The 18,084-nt window shown below is 51.3% G+C and carries 18 protein-coding genes; 5 read left to right on the top strand and 13 right to left on the bottom strand.

What is annotated here, in order from left to right:
* Nucleotides 1-71 precede the first annotated feature (71 nt).
* The 12 genes from ureC to ACT53C_RS07310 form a co-directional block, all read right to left on the bottom strand.
* The gene (gene ureC / locus ACT53C_RS07365; protein WP_476145434.1) at nucleotides 72-1,775 is read right to left on the bottom strand and encodes an urease subunit alpha; all 1,704 of its coding nucleotides are present in this window, start codon (nucleotides 1,773-1,775) and stop codon (nucleotides 72-74) included.
* Between the two features lie 9 nt (nucleotides 1,776-1,784).
* Nucleotides 1,785-2,093: an urease subunit beta gene (locus ACT53C_RS07360; RefSeq protein WP_275356077.1), complete on the bottom strand. Its 309-nt coding sequence runs from the start codon at nucleotides 2,091-2,093 to the stop codon at nucleotides 1,785-1,787.
* Between the two features lie 202 nt (nucleotides 2,094-2,295).
* Nucleotides 2,296-2,598 (bottom strand): urease subunit gamma, encoded by a 303-nt coding sequence (gene ureA, locus ACT53C_RS07355; RefSeq protein ID WP_018985924.1) that lies wholly within the window; start codon nucleotides 2,596-2,598, stop codon nucleotides 2,296-2,298.
* A 36-nt stretch (nucleotides 2,599-2,634) separates the two neighbouring features.
* Nucleotides 2,635-3,501 carry an urease accessory protein UreD gene (locus ACT53C_RS07350; protein WP_476145433.1) on the bottom strand — a complete coding sequence of 289 codons (867 nt, stop codon included), beginning with the start codon at nucleotides 3,499-3,501 and terminating at the stop codon, nucleotides 2,635-2,637.
* Between the two features lie 130 nt (nucleotides 3,502-3,631).
* Entirely contained in the window at nucleotides 3,632-4,321 is a 690-nt protein-coding gene (gene urtE, locus ACT53C_RS07345) for an urea ABC transporter ATP-binding subunit UrtE (protein WP_194748366.1), read from the bottom strand.
* 28 nt (nucleotides 4,322-4,349) lie between these two features.
* Nucleotides 4,350-5,093, bottom strand: a complete 744-nt coding sequence (urtD, locus tag ACT53C_RS07340) for an urea ABC transporter ATP-binding protein UrtD (protein WP_194748367.1) — start codon at nucleotides 5,091-5,093, stop codon at nucleotides 4,350-4,352.
* The gene (gene urtC, locus ACT53C_RS07335) at nucleotides 5,090-6,379 is read right to left on the bottom strand and encodes an urea ABC transporter permease subunit UrtC (RefSeq protein WP_476145432.1); all 1,290 of its coding nucleotides are present in this window, start codon (nucleotides 6,377-6,379) and stop codon (nucleotides 5,090-5,092) included. The genes urtD and urtC overlap by 4 nt, the downstream gene beginning before the upstream one ends.
* A gap of 112 nt (nucleotides 6,380-6,491) precedes the next feature.
* Nucleotides 6,492-7,409 (bottom strand): urea ABC transporter permease subunit UrtB, encoded by a 918-nt coding sequence (urtB, locus tag ACT53C_RS07330; RefSeq protein WP_476145431.1) that lies wholly within the window; start codon nucleotides 7,407-7,409, stop codon nucleotides 6,492-6,494.
* A gap of 130 nt (nucleotides 7,410-7,539) precedes the next feature.
* The gene (urtA, locus tag ACT53C_RS07325) at nucleotides 7,540-8,778 is read right to left on the bottom strand and encodes an urea ABC transporter substrate-binding protein (protein WP_476145430.1); all 1,239 of its coding nucleotides are present in this window, start codon (nucleotides 8,776-8,778) and stop codon (nucleotides 7,540-7,542) included.
* A 61-nt stretch (nucleotides 8,779-8,839) separates the two neighbouring features.
* Complete coding sequence (locus ACT53C_RS07320; protein WP_476145429.1) at nucleotides 8,840-9,178, bottom strand: FmdB family zinc ribbon protein; 339 nt, start codon at nucleotides 9,176-9,178, stop codon at nucleotides 8,840-8,842.
* 54 nt (nucleotides 9,179-9,232) lie between these two features.
* Nucleotides 9,233-10,456 carry a formamidase gene (gene fmdA / locus ACT53C_RS07315; protein WP_194748372.1) on the bottom strand — a complete coding sequence of 408 codons (1,224 nt, stop codon included), beginning with the start codon at nucleotides 10,454-10,456 and terminating at the stop codon, nucleotides 9,233-9,235.
* Between the two features lie 41 nt (nucleotides 10,457-10,497).
* Nucleotides 10,498-11,706 carry a porin gene (locus ACT53C_RS07310; RefSeq protein WP_476145428.1) on the bottom strand — a complete coding sequence of 403 codons (1,209 nt, stop codon included), beginning with the start codon at nucleotides 11,704-11,706 and terminating at the stop codon, nucleotides 10,498-10,500.
* A 158-nt stretch (nucleotides 11,707-11,864) separates the two neighbouring features.
* On the opposite strand from ACT53C_RS07310, the gene ACT53C_RS07305 reads away from it, so the two are divergent.
* From ACT53C_RS07305 to rpoH, 3 genes are all read left to right on the top strand, one after another.
* The gene (locus ACT53C_RS07305; protein ID WP_476145427.1) at nucleotides 11,865-12,491 is read left to right on the top strand and encodes a hypothetical protein; all 627 of its coding nucleotides are present in this window, start codon (nucleotides 11,865-11,867) and stop codon (nucleotides 12,489-12,491) included.
* Between the two features lie 317 nt (nucleotides 12,492-12,808).
* A complete protein-coding gene (locus tag ACT53C_RS07300) occupies nucleotides 12,809-13,258 on the top strand; it encodes a hypothetical protein (RefSeq protein ID WP_194748375.1) in 450 nt (149 codons plus the stop codon).
* A 546-nt stretch (nucleotides 13,259-13,804) separates the two neighbouring features.
* The gene (gene rpoH / locus ACT53C_RS07295) at nucleotides 13,805-14,659 is read left to right on the top strand and encodes an RNA polymerase sigma factor RpoH (protein ID WP_194748485.1); all 855 of its coding nucleotides are present in this window, start codon (nucleotides 13,805-13,807) and stop codon (nucleotides 14,657-14,659) included.
* Between the two features lie 88 nt (nucleotides 14,660-14,747).
* Here the strand turns inward: rpoH and ACT53C_RS07290 are convergent, their stop codons facing one another.
* On the bottom strand, nucleotides 14,748-16,703 hold the full coding sequence (locus ACT53C_RS07290; RefSeq protein WP_476145426.1) for a dynamin family protein: 1,956 nt from the start codon (nucleotides 16,701-16,703) through the stop codon (nucleotides 14,748-14,750).
* 230 nt (nucleotides 16,704-16,933) lie between these two features.
* On the opposite strand from ACT53C_RS07290, the gene ACT53C_RS07285 reads away from it, so the two are divergent.
* Together ACT53C_RS07285 and ubiE are read left to right on the top strand one after the other, a co-directional pair.
* Nucleotides 16,934-17,329 (top strand): gamma-butyrobetaine hydroxylase family protein, encoded by a 396-nt coding sequence (locus tag ACT53C_RS07285; protein WP_194748377.1) that lies wholly within the window; start codon nucleotides 16,934-16,936, stop codon nucleotides 17,327-17,329.
* On the top strand, nucleotides 17,313-18,080 hold the full coding sequence (gene ubiE, locus ACT53C_RS07280; RefSeq protein WP_476145425.1) for a bifunctional demethylmenaquinone methyltransferase/2-methoxy-6-polyprenyl-1,4-benzoquinol methylase UbiE: 768 nt from the start codon (nucleotides 17,313-17,315) through the stop codon (nucleotides 18,078-18,080). Before ACT53C_RS07285 ends, ubiE begins: the two co-directional genes overlap by 17 nt.
* Nucleotides 18,081-18,084: the final 4 nt, after the last annotated feature.

The following is an 18,084-nucleotide window of genomic DNA, read 5'->3' as shown; positions in this document are numbered from 1 at the left end:
TTTTTAGCTTTTATCGGCGTGCACCTGCGTTCATCGGCGGTTAAAGTGCCTTGTTCTATATTCACCTGAAACTAGAACAGGAAATAGCGTTGTGCCATCGGCAGCACCTCTGCCGGTTCACACACCAGCGGCATCCCGTCTGCCAGCACTTCATAGGTTTCCGGGTCCACGTCTATCTTGGGCATCCAGGTGTTATGCACCATGTCCGCCTTTTTGACGTCGCGCGTGCCTTTGACCGCCACCAATGGTTTTTGCAAACCAAGCGCCTTAATTTCGGGGTTCTCCAGCGCGGCTTGCGAGACAAAGATCAGGGCGGTTTTGAGGCCGCCGCCATAGGCACCAAACATAGGGCGGTAATGCACTGGCTGAGGCGTCGGGATGGAGGCATTCGGATCGCCCATCGCAGCCGCGGCAATCATGCCTCCCTTGATAATGGTAAATGGCTTCACGCCAAAGAAGGCGGGTTTCCACACCACCAGGTCAGCCAGTTTGCCGACCTCGACCGAGCCGACCACATGACTGATACCATGTGTCAGCGCCGGGTTAATGGTGTATTTGGCGATATAGCGTTTGACGCGGAAGTTGTCGTTGCCCGCCGCATCCTCAGCCAATGGCCCGCGCTGGATTTTCATTTTGTGCGCAGTTTGCCAGGTGCGGATAATCACTTCACCGACACGGCCCATGGCTTGCGAGTCGGATGACATCATGGAAAATGCGCCCAGGTCATGAAAAATATCTTCGGCGGCGATGGTCTCACGGCGGATACGACTTTCGGCAAAGGCAATATCCTCGGCAATCGCCGGGTCCAGATGGTGACACACCATGAGCATATCCAGATGCTCATCTATGGTGTTGACGGTAAATGGCCGCGTCGGGTTGGTCGAAGACGGCAACACGTTGGGCTGGCTAGCCGCTTTGATAATATCTGGCGCATGGCCACCACCCGCGCCTTCGGTATGGAAGGTATGGATGGTGCGGCCCTTGAACGCGCCTATGGTGGTCTCAACAAAGCCGGACTCATTCAGGGTATCGGAGTGGATCGCAACCTGGATATCCATTTCATCCGCCACACTGAGGCAGTTATCAATCGCGGCGGGCGTAGTGCCCCAGTCTTCATGCAACTTGAGGCCAATGACCCCTGCGCGCACCTGCTCTCTGAGCGGTTCAGGCAGGCTGGCATTGCCCTTGCCTAAAAAGCCCAGGTTCATGGGGAAAGCATCGGCTGACTGCAACATACGGTGAATGTGCCAGGGGCCGGGCGTACAGGTAGTCGCAAAGGTGCCGGTCGCAGGCCCGGTGCCGCCGCCTATCATGGTGGTGACGCCAGACATCAGGGCTTCTTCAATCTGTTGCGGGCAAATAAAGTGGATATGGGTATCAATGCCGCCGGCCGTGATGATCATGCCTTCGCCGGCAATCACCTCGGTGCCCGCACCTATGGCAATGGTCACCCCAGGTTGGATATCCGGGTTACCGGCTTTACCGATGGCAGAAATATAACCGCCCTTGATGCCGATGTCGGCCTTGACGATGCCCCAGTGGTCGATAATCAGCGCGTTGGTGATGACGGTATCTGCCACTTCGGCGGCCAGCCCCTGGCCTTGGCCCATGCCGTCACGGATGACTTTGCCGCCACCAAACTTGACCTCTTCACCATAAATGGTGAAATCCTGTTCGACTTCTACCCACAGCTCGGTGTCGGCCAGCCTGACCTTGTCCCCCACGGTGGGGCCAAACATTTCCGCGTATGCGCGTTTATCCATTTTCACTGTCATTGCTACTCCCTACTTTAAGGCGCCCATTACGCGGCCAGCAAAGCCATACACTTTGCGCGCACCCGCCAGTTTGACCAATTGCACGGTACGGGTCTGCCCCGGCTCAAACCGCACCGCAGTGCCCGCCGCAATATTCAGGCGATAACCATAGGCCAGCGCACGATCAAACGACAAGGCATCGTTGGTTTCATAAAAATGGTAATGCGACCCGACCTGTATCGGCCGGTCGCCTGTATTGGCCACATCCAGCGTGACCGTTTCACGCCCAACATTTAATTCGATGTCGCCTGCTGCGACCTGCATTTCGCCGGGAATCATATGCTTTCCTCGTTTTTAATATGCATTCTTAATACCTTTTTTTTACCGCCGATACACGCAGATAAACGCCGATATTTTGTGCATCCGGTTTCGACAGGGTGTTTACACAAACCCACCACTCCAAAACCAGTGCTGGCCAAAGATGATATTGATTTTATCGGCGTGCATCGGCGCTTATCGGCGGTTTAATTTTTTGTATCTATTAGGGAATCGGATGATGCACCGTCACCAGCTTGGTACCGTCTGGGAAGGTGGCTTCGATTTGTATATCCGGGATCATTTCCGGCACGCCTTCCATCACCTCATCGCGGTTCAATAGCGTGGTGCCGTAGCTCATCAGCTCGGCCACCGTTTTACCGTCACGCGCGCCCTCCATAATCGCTGCGGAAATAAACGCCACCGCCTCAGGATAATTCAGCTTCAAGCCACGCGCCTTGCGCCGTTCAGCCAGCAAGGCCGCGGTAAATATCAATAACTTGTCTTTTTCTCTGGGAGTTAATTCCATAGGATTGTTCTCTGACTATATTTTTGTGCACGCAGCTTATGTATTCCAAATCCGCGGTCTGACTGCGTCTTTTTGATAATACCATGGCCGCAGTAACTGCCAGCACTGCTCAAAATACTGCCTGGCCTGCTGTGAAGCCTGGCCAACATAACGGATACATAACACCTCTGGCAAGGCGGTCACGCCAGTGTTGGCATCAGGCAAGGCAATCTCGCGACAAGCTTGCAGCACTTCTGCGGGCACGACCCCGGCACACACCAGAAAAGTACCGAACACCACCGACCCACCCAGGCCAACAGGGCTGCTTTTTAAGCGGTCATTGGCGTGCATGCGGGCGCGTTCATTCCAGATCAAGCGGCCATCGCGACGGATGCGCTGATTGAGCTGATAGGCGCCGGTCTGCCAGCGTTCCTGCTGCGCCTGACGGCCCAAACAGACGATGTCCCACGCCGCAAGGGTAGCATCGCCCGCCAGATCAATCTCGGCATGAAAACCAACTTCAGCGGCATCAAACAGGATATTTTCTTGCGGCAGCCACTCGAGGCCGCTGCCGGACGCCAGCTGAAAATGCAGCGTTTGTGTAGCCATCGTGCCATTGGCCTTATACCACTTGCCAGCGCCGGGGGTAGTTAACAAGGCGTTTGCGCCCTCCCCCACGTGGACTTGCAAATGCAGCGCATCGCCCCCCGCCACCCCGCCAGGCGGATGCACAATGACTGCATGACAGACAGCTTCGCCTTCTGGATGCAGGCTTTTTTGCACCACCAACGGGCCTTTATGTAAGCGGTGTGCCAGGTAAGAACGCGCTTCACGCTTGGCAAAGCCAAGCTCTAATCGGGCTTGCCAGTGTTTTGTTGCGATCGTTTGCGCTAGCGATGGTGGCGTATGCTTTAAATCATCCATAACGGCATCATGCCACAGACAAATCAGGAATATTACTTTTTAATGCTTGCCACAGAGGACAAAGCGCACAGAGGAACTGCAAATTCGTTTTGCTCTGTGGACGCCGTATCCTCTGTGGCTAAAAAAGCACTTATACAGACAAATAACTTTTTACCTTAGCTGCATCCACGTTGTCGCGGGTATCTTCATGGATAAAGCGGCCTTTATCAATGACGATAATGCGGTCTGCCACTTCCATGGTGAAGCTCAACACCTGCTCGGAGACGATGATGGTGATTTCACGCATTTTGCGGATTTCGTTGAGCACCTTGGCGATGTCCTTGATGATGGACGGTTGAATCCCTTCGGTCGGCTCATCCAGCAGTAATACTTTTGGATTGGTCACCAGCGCGCGGGCAATCGCCAATTGCTGCTGCTGACCACCGGACAGGTTACCGCCCTTGCGTTTACGCATTTCATGCAACACCGGGAACAGCGCAAAAATATCATCCGGGATCTCGCCTGAAGCTGACTTCTCGAGACCGGTTTCGATGTTTTCCTGCACGGTCATATTAGGAAAAATCCAGCGGCCTTGTGGCACATAGGCCAAGCCTTTCATGACGCGTTCATGGGTGGCTGAGCCTTGCAGATCGACCCCATCGACGGTGGCTTTACTGGCTTTGCTTGGCAAAATGCCCATCAGCGATTTGAACAGCGTGGTTTTGCCCATGCCGTTGCGCCCCATGATGGCCAGTGTTTCGTTTTTGTTGGCTTTGAAATTCAGGCCATGAATGACCTGACTTTGGCCATAACTCACCTGCAAATTTTCAATTTCAAACATGCTGTGCTCCTTGAATGGCCTAATCCAATTAATGTCCTAAATACACTTCAATGACTTTTTCGTCTGCCTGGACTTTCTCCATCGGCCCTTCGGCGAGGATTTTGCCCTGATGCAGCACAGTCACCTTGTGCGCAATTTTCTTCACAAACTCCATATCGTGCTCGATCACAATCACCGAGCGGTTCTGGCAGATGCGGTTGAGCAAATCGGCGGTCTGGTCGCGCTCCTTGGCGCTCATGCCTGCCACGGGTTCATCCAGCATCAACAGCTCAGGCTCTTGCATGAGCAACATGCCGATTTCCAGCCATTGTTTCTGTCCGTGACTGAGCAAGGCAGATTCCATCTCAAGAAACTCGGTCAACATGATGTCTGCCGCCACTTTGCGTACACGGTCTTCCACCTCTTGTGTCCGTTTGAAGGTCAGGCTGCCAAACACGCCGCGGCCTTTGGGGTAAGACACTTCCAGGTTTTGGTAAACCGTGAGGTTTTCATAAATGGACGGGTTCTGAAACTTACGGCCGACGCCGGAGCGCACAATTTCGTGCTCGGACAGCTTGGTTAACTCAGTGTTTTTAAACTTGATTGAACCGGCTGTGGATTTGGTTTTACCGCAAATCAGGTCGAGCACCGTGGTCTTGCCGGCGCCGTTAGGGCCCACCAGCACACGCAATTCGTTTTTGTCGATATACATGGTGAGGCTATCCACCGCTTTAAAGCCATCGAAGGAGACGGTCAGGTCTTCTACTGCCAAGACGAAGTCGGTATTACTCATGCTTCTGCTCCTCTCATTTTGTTGCTTTCGATTGCGGACGGCTGATCAGTGCTGGCCGCCGCTTTCTTACGTGATGTTTTCTTGACGCCCGCTTCGGTAGAGGTTACGGCGCCCGTGGTTGAAGATTCGGTAAGTACTGCTTGTGCTTCTACCTCAGAAGTACTTACCTCAGGCTTTTTTGCGTCAGCCTTGTCTTTGAACCAGCCATATTTGGTCGCCAGGTTGTCCCAGATACCAGCCAGGCCATTCGGGAAGAACATCACCACAGAGATAAACAGGCCACCCATGAGGAACAACCACAACTCTGGATAGGTTTCTGAAAACACGGTTTTACCATAGTTAACCAGCAAGGTGCCATATACGGCGCCAATCAGCGAGGCACGCCCACCCACGGCACAGAAAATCACCATTTCAATCGAAGGCACAATGCCGACAAAGGACGGTGACATAAAGCCCACTTGCAAGGTAAACATTGCACCACCAACAGCAGACATCATCGCCGCCAGGCAGAAGATAAAGATTTTAAAGTTGGAAACGTCGTAACCAGAGAAGCGTACCCGCTCTTCTTTATCTCGCATGGCCAGCAACAACATGCCGAACTTGCTGCTCATGATGTATTTGGACAGGAAGATCGCTCCAAACAGTAACAGGCCGTTTGCAAAATACAGGATATATTTGGCAGAGTCGGTACGGATATCCCAGCCCAGCATGGTACGCAGGTCTGTCATCCCGTTCACACCACCGGTATACCCTTGCTGACCAACAATCAGAATACTCAGGATCAGCGCAATCGCTTGCGTGATGATGGAGAAATACACCCCACCCACACGACGCTTGAACATGGCGTAGCCAATGATATAGGCAAACAATGCAGGGATCGTCAGGACAGCTAAGATGGTGAAGGGTAAGCTTTTGAACGGCTCCCAGAACCATGGCAAGGCCGTCAGCTGGTTCCAGTCCATAAAGTCAGGGATACCTGGCGTAGACTGGATTTTCGTGCTGAGCGGATCAGAAGCTTCCAGTTTAAGGAACATGGCCATCGCATACCCGCCGAGACCGAAAAATATCCCCTGACCTAAACTCAAGATACCACCATGGCCCCACAACATGACTAAACCCACGGCAACAAACGCGTAAGTCAGGTATTTACCAATCAGGTTAAGACGGAAAATATCTACGCTTAAAGGCAGCACAATGAAGATGACAGCGGCAAGTACTGCCAGGCCCACCACTCCCTCCTTACCACCCAGTACAGGACTGGCTTTCATTTTTTCCCATAATGTCATCAAAAATCTCCTCTATTGATGCGTTGATTCTAGTGCGACAGATATAAAGTACTAATACGTCTATTTACTTATGGCAACGCGTGAGAAGCATGCTCACACGTTGCCGTATCTGTTATTTACGCAGTTTGGAGGCAAACAAACCTTCAGGTTTCATCATCAAGATCGTGACGATGGCGAGCAGCGTGGACACTTTGCCCATGGAGCTGGTCATAAAGAACTGCAGGATAGATTGCGCCTGGGCAATGCCGAAGGCTGAGGCAATCGTCCCCACAATGCTGGCTGCACCGCCAAACACCACCACCATAAAGCTGTCTACGATGTAGAGCGTACCCGTGGTTGGACCGGTAGAAGCAATCGTGGTAAACGCAGCGCCTGCGATACCAGCAATGCCGCACCCCAAAGCAAAGGTCACACGGTCGACTTTTGCAGTGTTAATGCCTACTGCACCCGCCATGGTACGGTTCTGCACGGTGGCACGCACACGTAGGCCCCAGCGTGATTTATACATAAACATATACACACCAAAGGTCACCAGCGCAGCCAGGGCCATCACAAAGACACCGTTGATCGGGATATCAATATCTGGCGTCGGCTTGAAAGAGCCCAGCATCCACTCAGGCAACTCGGCACTCACCTCTTTGGCGCCAAAGGTGGAGCGGAAAATCTGCTGCATGACCAGGCTTAGCCCCCAGGTCGCCAGCAAGGTATCCAGTGGGCGCTTGTACAGGTGCCGAATCATGCCGTATTCAACAACATAGCCGACCGCGAATGCCAGCCCGAACGCAATGAGGATGGCAAACAAAAAATAGTAATTGGTGAAGCCGTAAGTGGCAGCCACCTTGGATAGCATGACTGTGGTATAGGCTCCAATGGTCATAAACTCACCATGCGCCATGTTAATCACACCCATCTGCCCGAAAATAATCGCGAGACCCAGTGCCATGAGTAGCAACACTGTAAACATGCTCAGGCCGGAAAAGCCTTGCATCACCACAATATTGCCTATATCTGCCATCGAATAACCAAACATATCGGTCTCCTTAAAATGCAACTTCTCAAAATTGCTGACTGCTTGAAATTGTTTACAACTTGAATGCTTTTTGCGCCAAACGGTAGCCGGATTGACCGGCTACCGCTTAAGCATTTACGACAGGACTAGCTTATTGATAGCCTTTTGGAAATGGATCAGGTTTGATGTAATCAGAGGTGTATACCACTTTGGCCTGGCCATCTTTACCCCACTGACCAATACGCAGTTTGGTGGTCAGGTGGTGGTTGGCTTCCACAGTAACAGGGCCTTCTGGTGCATCTTTGAAAGTGTAGCCTGGCAATGCTGCTTGCACTTTGTCTACATCGAAGCTACCTGCGCGCTCAACGGCTGCCTTGTACAACCATGGGCCCAGGTAAGCCGCTTGTGTCACGTCGCCGATCACAGACTTCTCACCCCAGCGTTTTTTGAACGCCTCTACAAATTTCTTGTTAGCCTCATTGTCTTGAGACTGGAAGTATTTCATCGCAGAGTAGAAACCAGCCAGGTTTTCACCACCGATACCCAACACTTCGTCTTCGGTCACGGAGATGGTCAACATGGTTTGTTTGCTAGAGTTCAAACCGGCAGCGTTCAATTGTTTGAACCATGCCACGTTACTACCGCCCACAACCGCTGCGTAGATCACGTCAGGTTTTTTCAGTTTGATTTTGTTGATCACAGAACCGAACTGGGTATCGCCCAAGGCAATGTACTCTTCACCCACCACTGTGCCATGCAAGTGTTGCTCGATGTGCTTACGGGCAATTTTCATCGATGTACGTGGCCAGATGTAGTCAGAACCAATCAGGTAGAATGTTTTCGCTTTTTTCTCTTTAGCGATCCAGTCCAACCCTGCCAGAATTTGTTGTGTCGCTTCTTGACCGGTGTAGAACACGTTTTTGGATTGCTCCAGACCTTCGTAGAAAGTTGGGTAGAACAGCAAGCCGTTGTCTTTTTCAAACACTGGCAAAGCCGCTTTACGTGAAGCTGACGTCCAGCAACCCATCACAGCAGCCACTTTGTCTTTTTCCAGCAATTTCTTCGCTTTTTCTGCGAAAGTTGGCCAGTCAGATGCACCGTCTTCCTGAATCACTTCAATTTTGCGGCCCAAGATACCGCCCATGGCGTTGATCTGTTCGATCGCCAGCTTTTCAGCCTGGATAGAACCGGTTTCACTAATCGCCATCGTGCCGGTGGCAGAGTGCAGAATACCTACTTTTACTGTGGAGTCAGTCACTGCCAAGCCAGTCGTATTCACTTTTGCAGTCGGATAATCCGCTGCAAATGCATGACCGCTGATAAGGCCTGCGGCCATCATGGCACCGACCAATGCGCCCTTCATAAAACCGCGTCTGTTTGAGGTACTCATTACTTCTTCTCCTTTATGGATAAATCAATAAAATCAATAATTAAGGGATTGATGTCGCTGATTAATGCCCGACCATCCACGGCCGTGCCGTTTTCTTGGTCTGCATTTGCAAGCCCGGTTTACCTGTATCCTGGTTGACCGGCGGCTTGGTTTTACACGTGTGTGATCCGGTACAGCCACAGCTGGAACGTCTGGCTGTACGCGGCTCGTTGGCAGATTTCTCGTTACGTTCATGCGCAGACCGTTGCGTTTTGTCCATGATGGCCAGTTTGGGCACAGATAAAATCCGTGGACTCTCTGCCCCACAACAATCGCAGTAGGCAGGCAAACTCGACTCACTCATTTTGCGTAGCGCAGTAAACACACCACAACTGTCACATTCATATTCGTAAAGAGGCATCTTGGTTTCCTATCAAGTCTGATCAAATAAACTGCACGCGATCAACACTCATTGTTATGTGCAAGTGGACACATCTATGCCTGGCGGCACCATGATCTTCGGTCCATCCGCGTTAGGTCGGATATCAAACTCAAAAATCTCGGTCGGGACCCACAAGGTGGCACAAGCGTTAGGGATATCGACGATGCCGCTGATATGCCCCTCTACCGGCGCAGTCCCCAGGATAGATACCGCTTGTTCGCCGCTGTAACCAAATTTTTTCAGGTACTCAATCGCGTTGAGGCAGGCCTGGCGGTAGGCAATATGCACATCCAGGTAATGTTGCTTGCCTGCTTCGTCAACCGAAATGCCTTCAAAAATCATGTAATCACGGTAAGTCGGTGTGATCGGGCTGGGCTGGAACACAGGGTTTTTAATCCCGTATTTCTTCACACCATCCTTGATCAGGCCAACCTTGATATCGAGGTAACCGGCCATTTCAATCGCACCGCAGAAAGTGATTTCACCGTCGCCTTGTGAGAAGTGCAGGTCACCCATGGAGAGACCGCCATCCTTCACATAGACCGGGAAGTACACCCTTGAGCCTTTGGTCAGGTTCTTGATATCGCAGTTACCGCCGTGATCACGTGGTGGCACGGTACGCGCGCCTTCGGCTGCTGCTTTTTTGGCAGCGTCGCCACTCAAACGGCCCATGACGGCAGATTGTGAAGTCGGAGGGCAAGCCAGTGGCGGGACACGATCCGGATCTGTTGCAATCAGGTCGCCTTCACGCTTGTTCCAGGTTTCGAGCAGTTCTTTGGATGGCAGGCAACCAATCAGACCCGGGTGCATAATGCCGGCATAACGCACCTTAGGCACATGACGGGAAGTGGTATACACGCCGTGGAAATCCCAGATGGTTTTGCTCGCTTCAGGGAAGTGGTCGGTCAGAAAGCCCCCACCATTTTCCTTGGCAAACAAACCGTTAAAGCCCCATTGATACTCATCAAAAGTACCCACATCCAGAATATCCACCACCATCAAGTCACCCGGCTCAGCACCTTCCACGCCAATCGGGCCACTCAGGTAGTGCACCTGGGTCAGGTCTACGTCACGCACATCATTGGCGCTATCGTTATTACCGATCTGACCACCGGTCCAGTCCATACACTCAACACGGAACTCATCCCCTGGCTTGACCATGGCAATCATCGGCAGGTCGGGGTGCCAGCGGTTATGAATCTGACCATCCTGCTCCCATGGTTTTTTATCCAAATCCAACTTCACTATTGTTTTCATTACGCTCATCTCCTTTGTGGGAAAGGGTTATAAGGTGTTGATTAAAACTGCATCTGCAGAGCGACTTTGATATCGTTAGAACTGGTATGCCCTGTCGCTGTTGGGGTTTCTTGATGGCCATAAAACGCTGAGACCATTGCGTTATAAGGGGCAATCACGTAGTTAGAGCCAATTTCGAAACGTTTGGTATCTGCTGAGCTTGATGTATTGGTGGTTACATTCGTGGTTGCGTTATACCCAGTCAAACCATCCGCATTGAAGCGCTGATAACGCATAACGGGCATAAATTGTCCCCAACCCACTTTATCCTGGAACAAATAACCCAGCGAGCCATAGTAAGCATGGCCTTGCTCGGCCAAAAAGACTCTACCAGTATCATAGTAGTAGTAAGCGCCCTCAACCGACAAAGTACCTGGACCGACATCTTTTTTCTCTAACAGAAAATCGATGTTGTAGGTCTTGTAATCTCCCGTTACGCCAAGCGCGTTAACGGCGCCATCTTTCTTGAATTTTCCTGCAACACCAATTGCCAAAATATCTTTGGCGCCATAGTAATTACCTGTACCGTAGTAACCAGGTTCAGCATCCCAAAAATCAACTTGGACGCGACCCGCATACATAAGATTTTTATTAGAAGCGCCGCCAGGTGCAGTTTGTGCGCCTACGCCACTAAAACGGAAGATGTTATCGCCGTTAAATGCACCAAAAGAGACAGCCACATGATCATCCATAAAGCTGGTGATTGCAGCGACACCATCATCACGGCCAATCACACCACCGTTCCAACCATAACGTGAGGCAATGCTTGCCCAATAACCGCCACCACTGGAGTAGTAAGGACCTGCCATGTTTGCACGGTCACTTGGTGACAGGAAGCGACCTGCCCAGATAGAAACTTCAGGTGTTAACTGAAACTGTACGTTAGCATCAATGATTTCCATGTTACTGCCAGCATCCGTTTTTCCACCGCCGCCAGCACCAGATTTCTCTGTAGTCAACATCCCTTTGATATACTTGTTCAGGGATGCATTCACATACAGACGAGTACTATTCAATTGAAAATCATGCGATCTATCACTGTTTGCAGCGGCATTCGATTGGGACAGGTAGCTTGAAATAAAACCAAAACCCACGCTAACGTATTTATCTTCACCAAAGCTAATTGTTGCACCCGCATTTGCCAGTTGTGCACCCAGGCCACAAGCCATTGCTACCGCAGTATGCAAGGCACATTTTTTCAAGTTCATCATCTAAGTTCCCTTTCTCGTTAAATTCAAATCACAGTTGATCAAAACTTGCGCTCAGCTTAACGAGAGGGGGGTGTAGGACAAATACGTCAATTTGCGTAGTGGCGAGGGCGTGAAAAGCCCGCTAGACTGCGCATAACAAATCACGAACAGGACTCGCAATGCGTCTTTTAACTTACCTATTCATGACCGCTGTATTGGCAGGATGCGGCCAGATTTCTTACAAGCAAGGCGGCAACCAGCAGGACATCGAAAGGGCGCATCAAGCCTGCCGTGGCAGCGGCGATCAGCTCTCGGCATGCCTGGCCGAGCATGGCTGGAAAAAACCCAAGCTAGATGCATTTGATCCTTTATTTGCAACCATAGAGGCTTCGGATAACCGCGGTGGCATGCAAAGCAAGCCCAGTCCTTTTATAGACTTATCCAAAGAGAATGCCGCGAAAGCGCAAGCTGCAGCTGTTGCAAAAAAACCACAAGCGAGCCCGGCAGCAACCAGTGCTGCCTCGGCCCCAGCCAGCTCGGCACCGTTAACGCCAGCGGACGACGCAGCTGAATCAGCCCCTGCTGCGCCACACAGCACCGTGAATGACGGTCCCGATGTAGCGTATTCGATCAATTCATGGTGGAAAATGGGGGCTTTCCCCAACCAGCTATCTCGTGACCAAGCCAGCTGTGAGAAAAAGCTGGGAGAAAACTACCTGCCTGATTACAAGACACAGACTTTTAAACGTGCGTTTGTCTCCTGTATGCATGACTTGGGCTGGATGGCCGTACGCAATGTGAAGTAATAAATTGCTTGCCAGTCGCCGTCCGTCAATCGGATGGCGTCATTGGCAGACACGCGAGGCTGTCAATGGAGACCACTTTACACACGCGCCAAGACAGAAGTATCACAAGCCAGAAATTAACAAGCTATTGATTTAACCATCTCATCCTGCCCAGGTGCCCTGACCTGAGCCTGTTGATCCGCCCCAGGCAATGACTGTCAGCACCCTCTGACAACGCTATCAGAATAATAAGACTGCTCTGCGGGGCATAGCCTTTCTAAAATCCGCCTATGCAAATCAATCTGCATTTTTCTGAAACAGACAGAAAGAAGGTAACCATGCTCAGAATACTCATGGCAGGTGCATTATGTTGGACAATTGCCTTGGCCACGACCGCAGAAGCCGGTGTCGCGGTCAGCGTGGGGCAACCCGGCTTTTACGGCCAGATAGTCCTTGGTGATGCTTATCCAGTGCCGCAAGTGGTCTACCCGCAACCCGTGATTATCCAGCCACCACCGGTGGCCGTGGTGCAGCCCCCTATGTATCTGCATGTACCGCCCGGCCATATGAAGCGCTGGGCACGCTATTGCGGCGGCTATGGCGCTTGTGGTCGTCAGGTCTATTTTGTACAGGATGGCTGGTATCAGAATGTTTATGTGCCACATTACCGGGCACATCCTGGTCCACCTGGGCCTGGTCCCGGTTGGGATCACTGGCATGATGGCCCACCAGGGCCAGGAGGCAGACCTGGCGGCCCGGGACGTGGCCATGGTCACGGCAGGGATTAATCTGAAACCATTCAATACCGTGAGCCTGATGACAGATCGGATACTGTAAGCACAGTGTCAGCCAAACCGATTATGATGCTTTATCCTTTATCAGGCTCAGCACATTGCTGTGCCGCGATGAAGGATAAAGCACGCATGCGTAATAAGCGGCGATGCCCCACCCAACATCACAACGGATTGCAGTGACTGGTTTCAAGCGGTAACTATTAAAGGTTCAGCTTCATGCAACCGGTTCTGCGCCATGTGTTGCATAGGATCCAATAAGTTGCACAACATATTTACCCCACTGCCCCATGCCCTTGCTAACGTCAGTATTGCCTGCCCGCCATATGAATATCCCCCCATTATCCCGATCTCCCTGCCAACGCCTTACGGCAGTGATTGATCCTCCAAAATTGAGGTTGAATTCCGGGTTTTATTCTGATTTTCGAGCCGGATTTACTTTATAAAATGCGATAGCCAGTTGGAACTTTGCCAGAGACTAGCACTCTCATGCATTGAGTGCTAAAATTGTTTTAAATCTCTTTTGATACCAAGGAGTTTGTTATCAACGCTTTTACATTACCTGTCGTTGCATCGGCAGACAGCCTGGATAAATACCTGCAGACCATCAAGCAGTTTCCGGTGCTGACCGCTGAAGAAGAATACGGTTATGCGACCCGCCTGAAACAAAGCGGGGACCTTGAGGCTGCACGTGCGCTGATTGTGTCGCACTTGCGTCTGGTCGCCAGCATTGCCCGTGGTTACAGTGGTTATGGCCTGCCCCAATCAGACCTGATCCAAGAGGGTAATATTGGCTTGATGAAAGCAGTCAAACGCTTTGATCCCGATCGCGGTGTGCGTCTGGTTTCTTTTGCCATGCACTGGATCAAGGCTGAAATTCATGAGTATATTGTGCGGAACTGGCGCTTGGTCAAGACCGCCACCACCAAAGCGCAACGCAAGCTGTTCTTTAACTTGCGCAGCATGAAAAATGGGTTTGAGACCTTAAGTCAGGAAGATGTTCAACGCATTGCGACTGAACTCAATGTGAAACCAGAAGACGTGACCGAGATGGAATACCGCCTCAATGGTCAGGAAATCTCTCTGGATGCGCAAGTGGACGAGGATGGCGAAGAAGTGTACAGCCCAATCGCTTTTCTGGAGGATGAAGGTCCTGAACCTTCTACCTTGCTGGAAAACCTACAAACTGAGCACATGCAGACAGAAGGCCTGAGCATGGCTTTGCAGCAGCTGGATGAGCGTAGTCGTCGTGTACTGCAAGCCCGCTGGCTGACCGAGGGCAATACGGCGACCTTGCATGATCTGGCCGCAGAATTTAGTGTTTCGGCTGAACGTATCCGCCAGATTGAGCAAAAGGCGATGCAAAAGATCAAAACCTATATGCTGGAAAGCAAATAAAAAAACGGGTGCCAGTCACCCGTTTTTTTATGTTCGTGCTTCAAGAGGTCTTACCTCTTCACCCGAAAATCTTGTCCTCAATCACCGCTTAGGCAGCTTTCACGACGACCTCTTCATGCATCAACGCAGTCATGGCTTTGGCATGCAAATGATCCAGATCAGCCAACTGCTGGCGAATAGAGAGTTCCACCTGCTCCAGGTCCGCAATACGCTCTTCCAGGGTATCGGTGGCCTGATAAATACGTTTGATACTTTCGACCCGGCGCTTGAGTTGCACATGATGCTCACGCATCTGGCTTTCCATAGGCGCCATCACGGCTTTCAGCCAGCTTTCCGTATCGCGGTTAGCGGCTTCATACTCGATAATGACATGGCTGGCCAGGGTCTCAAAGAATTTACTGGTCAGCGTCAGCTTTTCATGCGCAATCATGTTAAAGGTGGTATTGAACTGATCGCGGTAAATCGCTTCGAGTTTATTCAGGGCCTTGAGGTAACGTGAAGTGGAAAATGGGGGGGGCGACTTTTGCAACAGGCCATGTTCTTTGGAGAATTTTTCATACATGGCTTCCATCATTTTCTTGATCTCAAGCACATGCACGTCTGCATCCATCATCCGGCGCTTGAGGTCACTGAAAAAGTCATCCATGGCCTGACGCATGGTTTTGGTAAATGCGGCTTTCATCATGGTCTCACGCGTTTCACGCACCTTGTTCTTGAGTGCTGGCATGCCGAGATGGTGAAATAACTGGTTGGATTGCACGGAAAACACACTACGCAAAGCCTGGTAGCGTTGCAAGCCGACTTCAAAATTGACCTTATCCTGTTTGACCTTGCGCATCATCTGCGCAATAACGTCTTCATTTTTACCTTGCAGGCAACGCAACTCGTCCGACTGGTCTAGCACGCTTTGCAGTCGGGTTTCCAGGGTCACCCGCGTTTGCTGCATCATGTCGTCAATCTCACCCTGCAGGCTCTCGCGCACAATTTCCTGTTTGGCCGGGATCAACTCATCCGAGAGATTTTTCTCCAGCTGCAACAAGCGGCTCTTTTGCAGCAAGGCCACATCACCTTTGACCTTGGCCAGCAAGCCTTTTTGGGCAGAGGTTGGCAAGATCTGGTCGCGCGACAAGCCCAATAACTCAGCAGTATGTTGCAATTGACGATAAAGCTCTGCCTCCACCTCATCATCTGTCTTGAGCGGATCCCACAAGCCATCAATCTTGTTGAGCACCGCCATGCGGCCTTTTTGCTTCCAGCGTGCGCCACTGATATAACGGCGCCAGACTTCCATCTCGGATTTGGTAACCCCGGTATCCGCGCCGAGAATAAACAGCACGGCATGCGCATTCGGCAGCATGCTCATGGTTAACTCAGGCTCGGCACCGATGGCATTGAGGCCGGGCGTATCAAGGATTACCAAGCCCTGCTTGAGCAAGGGATGCGGGAAATTAATCATGGCATAGCGCCAGCATGGAATCTCCATCAGGCCATCTGCGCCGATCAACATGGCATCGTCAGAATTGTCAGGATGATACAAGCCTAGCGACTGCGCCTCTTGCACTGTCACGCGACGGGTACGACTAACCTCCTTGAAGGCTTCAACCATGCTGTCGCGCGAATGAGCATCGAACTCCACCACAGACCAGGCTTGCGGCATGCGGCGATATTCAGTAATGGAAATCTGGTGGGTATTGGTTTCAATCGGTAGCAGTGACAGGCTAACGGGCTTGCCAGTGTCATAACGCAGTTCGGTGGGACACATGGTGGTACGGCCTGCACCGGATGGCAACAACCGGTGACCATACCCTGAAAAGAAAATGGCATTGATGAGCTCTGACTTGCCGCGCGAGAACTCTGCAACAAAAGCGACATTCAGCTTGTCTTCACGCAAGCGGTTGAGTTGCTGCTGTATGCGCTCATCTAACGGCACATCACTGAGCTGCTTGTCCGCAATCCAGCGTCGATACTCTCCCAGTACATCAGCAATCGATTGACGCCAGCGTGTGTACAAATCAAATTGTTGTGCCAGTCGGTTATTTTCCATAGGACCTGCTGCAATTTTATTAAGGTGACCTACTTGTTGTTATTTTTCTATAATCTAACATGAATTGTTAAAAGATCAAATAAATCATGCAAGTACAGCTATTAATTCACAAATAAAATGAATTATCAACCCTAACATGAAACATTTGCTTGCCATGCGGTAGATGCGTGCATCTGCTATCATGCGCAATATTCAAGTTAACGGCCCCAAACACGGTTTTCTTCAATCATATGAGCGGTCTACATCCTGATTGCCCCATCCCTACCCTGATCCAACTGCATCAGGGCTCGCGCTTGCTGGAAATTCATTTCGATAACCAGACGGAATGCATGCTGTCATGCGAATTTTTACGTGTCTACTCGCCCTCTGCCGAGGTCCGCGGGCATGGCGCAGGCCAGGAAGTGCTGCAACTGGACAAGCAGGATGTGAACATCAGCGCCATTGAACCGGTTGGCCGCTATGCAATCAAACTGATCTTTGATGATGGTCATGATACCGGGCTGTATTCATGGGATTATCTGTATTATCTGGCACAACATTATGAAAGCCTGTGGCAAGACTACATCGCCAAACTCACCATGGCAGGCCATACGCGCAAGGAACCCAAACATGCAATCCAACACTGAACAGCAAAAAACCACCCACTTTGGCTTTGAAACCGTCGATGAACGGGAAAAACAGAAAAAAGTGGGCGAAGTCTTTCATTCGGTGGCGCAAAAATACGACATCATGAATGACGTCATGTCTGCGGGCATGCATCGGCTGTGGAAACGCTTTGCCGTGGATGTCAGCGGCGTTGGGCAGGGTGACAAAGTACTCGATATTGCCGGCGGCAGTGGCGACCTGTCGCGCCTGTTTGCCAAAAAAGTGGCGACCCAGTCTCCCAGCAATCCCGGCACGGTCATTTTGACCGACATTAACGCCTCCATGCTGGGCGTGGGCCGAGACCGCATGATTGATGCCGGCCTGACCATTCCGGCCACGCAGTGCAATGCCGAAGGACTGCCGTTTGCTGATGAAACCTTTGACTGTGTCATTGTGGCGTTTGGCCTGCGCAACATGACACATAAAGACGTTGCGCTCAGAGAAATGCAACGTGTGCTCAAGCGTGGCGGACGCCTGCTTGTGCTTGAGTTTTCCAAGGTTTGGCAACCACTGGAGAAACTTTACGACACCTACTCTTTCAAACTGCTGCCTAAGTTTGGTAAATGGATCGCCAACGATGAGCCCAGCTATCGCTATCTGGCAGAAAGCATCCGCATGCACCCTGACCAGGAAACCTTGAAACAGATGATGCATGCAGCAGGCTTTGAAAAAGTCGATTACTACAACCTGACTGCAGGCGTAGTCGCGCTGCACAAAGGCATCAAACTCTAACCCC

The sequence above is a fragment of the Methylophilus sp. DMC14 genome (assembly GCF_056314085.1).
The sequence above is the reverse complement of the archived record's forward strand: the minus strand, read 5'-3'. Positions and strand labels throughout refer to the sequence as shown.